At 40.2% G+C, this 3,626-nt stretch carries 1 protein-coding gene; it reads right to left on the bottom strand.

The features are described 5' to 3' along the window. Positions 1-3,626 (bottom strand): T9SS type B sorting domain-containing protein (locus TD18_RS16065; protein WP_152611402.1); only part of this gene is annotated, 3,626 nt, incomplete at both ends.

A 3,626-nucleotide genomic window follows, 5' to 3' on the forward strand; every position in this document is an offset into this window, starting at 1 on the left:
TGTTTTAATAGTTTTCCGTACCTGTCAAATATATAAATTTTTGCGCTTGGTTGCTCTGCAATACCCTTAATGTTCCACGTATCATTATAGCCATCGCCATTGGGCGTGAAATACTTAGGGTAATCCATCACTGTTATTGTATCACTTACATATCCACAACCAATCTTATCTCTTACCGTAATTAAATGATCGCCTGCTGATACATCTGTAAATATATTATTATCCTGCCATGCGCCTTCATCTAAACTATACTCATAATCTCCAGGTCCTGTGACACTAACCTCGATGATGTGCAGCTCTGAAAATGCATCTGTAATCACATCTATAAGTACAATCTCTGGTGGTGCGCTCTCGATAACTTCTGTCATTCCACTACTCGCACACTGCGTTGCTGCATTGGTTACCGTAACACTATATGTTCCGCCTTCTTCTGGTAGATAACTGCCCTCTAAAGCTCCTGCTATAACGGTGCCATTCAAACTCCATTCAAATTCATACTCTGGTGTGCTCAGTTCTGTATCTAATACTGGTACATTTAAAACCTCTGTACCATTTGTATCCACACACAATATATAACTTGCATCCAATTCAAATACTGGTAATGGATTCACCTGAAGTGTCAGTGGTGCTACTGCATAACAAATGGAACTATCAAAGGCATTATCTACAATTCCATCATTATCCAGATCTACTAAATCGCCCAAACTATCGCCATCTAAATCTATAAAATCAATCAAGCCATCCAAGTCCGTATCAAATCCATCAGATACATTATCTCCATCGACATCTATCAGGTCGAAAACACCATCGCCATCGGTGTCTATCGTATCTATTGTGCCATCACCATTAAAATCTAATCCCACCGTAAGGGTTGTTAAATCTAAATTCAATAAGGCTGCTCCTTGCGTATCATTATCCACACGTACATAAATCACCTGTGGGTTTACTATATTCTCATACAAGAACGGTAACGGGTTAACCCCTAACTCAGCATCCATCTCTGTCTCATAATAGGTCACTATATAATTCGCAGGATCCTGTCCGTCTAATACCTGTGCCTGAACACTAGCCGGATCCAAATCCGCAGCATCCGTAACTGGCGTCAGATCAAACTGAGCGCTATTGTTACTTAAATCGCCATCATCATCCATCTGATCATCACAAATCTCTTCTAAAATAGGTAGCATATCACTGTTGGCCTCTGCTGCTTCTTGAACTTCTATATTAAAGGTTGGCGTACTTATAGAACAACCCGTGTCATTATTTGTTATGGCAACAAAAATCTGCTGTGGATTCGTTAGATTCGTATAAGGACTCAATAGCGCATTACTTAAATTATCTGCATCTGATTGTGACACGTGATACGTCACTGTAAAGAGTGCTGAATCCTGTCCGTTTAATACCTCTGCATCTTTACTACTCAGGTCAAACTGATCTACACCATCGGTATTAAGCTCACAGAGTATAAAATCTGTGATGGCTACAACATCTGGTAGTGGATTCACAAGGATATCAAAAGTCACCAGTGTATAACAATCTGTTATATTATTGGTCACTCGTACATAAATCGTTTGTGGTGTGCTTATGTTGGTATAAGCCGTTGGATCAACAATAGCATTTAAGCCCAATTCTGCATCTTCCAAAGTTTCATGGTAAGTCGCCGTAACCCCTGGCTCACCATTGATAATATAAGCCTCATTCTGAGTAAGGTCGAACACCTCTTCCATGTCTCCAGGGTTCAAATCATCACATAACTCAATGTTATCTGGATCTAAACTGGGCGTTGGATTGGGTAATACTCGTATCGTTAATGTCGTGTAATCTACACAACCCGTATCGGTATCGGTAACCACAACATATAATGTCTGTGGATTCCCTGGTGCTCCATTTATTGATGTGTTGGTATAGGCTGATGCATCTACTGCATTAACGCCTGACTGTGCATCTGCACTAGTCTCATAATAAGAAACACTCCAACTAGCCTCGCCTCCGGTAATCTCATCGTCCTTGACTGTTAAATCAAAAACTGTAACCTCGTCTGCTATCTCATCATCACACAATTGTAATGGTGTTGGCTGAATAGCCTCTGGTGGTAACTCTACTCGAATCTCAAAGAAGCCCGTTGCTGTTACACAACCATTGACATTACTTACCAGACGTACATAAATCGTCTGTGGATTAGTAACATTGGTATAGTTTGTAACATTGGCTATCGGGTTAGCACCTGATTGTGCATCGGCTAGAGTCACATGATAGGTTAACATAAAATCTGCAACTGACTGTGTCCCTAAAATCTCTGTATTTTTTGTGGTCAAATCAAACTGTGCAATGCCATCACTGTTCACATCACAGATAACATAATCATCTATAGCTACTGGAACTTCTGGTGATGGTAATACGCGAATGATCAGAACCTCTGAAGTATTGAAACATCCTGTAATTGTATTCTCTGCTCTGATATAAATCATCTGCTCATCCATTACAATATTCGTATATGGACTAACAAGCGCATTTAACCCCATATCAGCATCACTCTGAGTCTCGTGATATGTTATGGCAACATCTAATTCTCCATTGATAATCTCAAGGGTCTTACTCTCTAAATCAAACTCCTCAAAACCATCATTGTCTAAATCACAAACTTCTAAATCTGTTGGTGTCGCTGGTGATGGGATTGGATTCACTCTTAAGAGTATCGTAGCTGTTGTGCTTACAAAACAGCCCGTAACATCATTAGTAGCGCGAACGAATATCGTTTGAGGATTACTCGTATTCATGTATGGACTGGTAATTGGATTTGTTCCATTATCAGCATCCAGTTGCGTTTCATAGTAAGTAAAACTTATTCCTGTCTGACCGTTTAACATCTGAGCATTGGCATCCTCCAGCGTAAAGGCCTCTATCTCATCTCCTGGATTATTATCATCACAAAGCTCCAATGGTGTTGGTTGCACAAGCACTGGTAATGCATTGACTATCAAATCTAATGTAGTTAACTTATAACAACCATTGGCCGAATCCTCTACTCGAACCCATAAGGTCTGATTAAAGGCTATAATGTTGGTGTAGTTCACTGGATTTAAAATCGCATTAGTACCTGCTTCTGCATTAACCTGCGTTTCGTAATAGGTCACGATATATTGTAATGGATCTAAGCCATCCAATACCTCTGCATCCTTAATGGTCAAATCAAACTGTGCAAAACCATCTGCAGATATATCGTCACATGCCTCAAGTGGTGTTGGATCTTCTATCTGTGGTGTTGGATTTACAATTAAAATCAGCTCTACTATCGTTGCACAATCTGTGGCGATAGTTGCGCTCTCCACTCGTACATAAATCGTCTGTTGATTCTCTACGATATTGTTATACGGACTAACTAAAGCATTGACATTATTATCGGCATCGGCCATAGTCTCATGATAACTTACCGTTAATGAAGGATCGCCTCCCGTAATCTCATTATCGGCATCGGTTAAAGTAAACACCCCAAACCCATCACTATCAGCATCACAATACGTTAATGGTGTTGGTGTCGCTGCTATTGGTGCCTGCTCGACTATTAAAGTCAAAGTCGTGGTCGCATAACAACCAGTGTTGATATCCTGTACTCTGACAAATATAAC

The sequence above is a fragment of the Psychroserpens mesophilus genome (assembly GCF_000826645.1).
GTDB classification, from domain to species: domain Bacteria; phylum Bacteroidota; class Bacteroidia; order Flavobacteriales; family Flavobacteriaceae; genus Psychroserpens; species Psychroserpens mesophilus.